The organism is Gemella sp. GH3 (genome assembly GCF_013415425.1).
GTDB lineage: Bacteria > Bacillota > Bacilli > Staphylococcales > Gemellaceae > Gemelliphila.
The window spans coordinates 1-1,137 of record NZ_JACBYC010000036.1; the positions used below are offsets into that span (position 1 = coordinate 1).

General features: G+C 31.0%; 1 protein-coding gene. It reads right to left on the reverse strand.

Annotated features, from left to right (window positions below):
* Positions 1–810, reverse strand: an 810-nt coding sequence (locus HZY83_RS01000; protein ID WP_179942256.1) for a replication initiation factor domain-containing protein, incomplete at its 3' end; no start/stop codon positions are given.
* Between the last annotated feature and the right edge of the window lie 327 nt (positions 811–1,137).

The following is a 1,137-nucleotide window of genomic DNA, read 5'->3' on the forward strand; positions in this document are numbered from 1 at the left end:
ATATTTAGTTCTTTTATTCAATTCTCCCCATTTGTCTTCTTCATGAATTAACATGTAAACCATTGCTTGTTCATTTAATTTTTCTGGCGAAGTCCAATCTGGTTTCAAGATATGTAAATCATTAAAACAATCATTCCAGTAATCCACCATATCTCTTTTAAGTTCAATTTCTACACGCCATAAGTGATCAGACATAACTTCGACATCTGCGTTATCTTTACGTTCTTGTTTTTTGTTATAAATTCTAATAAATCTATCACTATCACGAACGCCAAAATATTTTGTTTCTGGTTTCCCGTCACGACCATAAAATACAGTTTTCTTAACTGCTTTATCAGTCATTGCATAATAATTACTTAAATCATCTTCAAAATCAAAAGCTAAATCTATTCTTGTAAAACCGTCATCTTCCATGTAGTTGATAATGTTTTGTTTTAACCAAAGCATTTCTTCATGCGTAAGTTTATTCGGATTAAATTCAACACGCATATTACGTCTATCCCATGTATCTGCTTTTACTTTGTCGTATTCGATATAAACTTTTTCCTGCAGTGCTTTAGCTTTAAATTTCGTTTGTAGTATATCCCAAAGTCGAATTTGTGGTTCGATACTCATAAATGACGATAGCTTTTGAGCGTTGTCACGACTGAGATTTCCAACTATTGTCATAGCGTCAAAACTTAATTTAGGATTTTGTGGGTGCACAGAATGCACTCCTAACCGGCTATTAGAGTATCCGGTTGAGGTGTAATTTGTAACTTCTTGTAATGTGCTTTGCTTTGAATGAATTTCTTGCTCTTTTCTACTCATAAAAAATCGACTCCTTAATTTAATTTAAGAAGTCGCCCACCCGAATATTTATCTTGATGTATATTTAAATATCGTTTAGTATTTAAATATACAAATTCATAAAAAACAACTCATGTTTTCTTTTTGGATTGTCGTTCACAAACTTTGGTCGGTGGGTGAGCGACTTCTTTTTATTTGTTTATTAATATAACACTATCAAAAGGCTTGGTCTAATCAGATCAAGTCTTTTTTAGTACCAAAACTTATTACATAATCAAAAATTAATTTTCTTTAGATAATTTATATTGCTTGTAAGCATAATAAACTATAAATGACTGTACTACTACT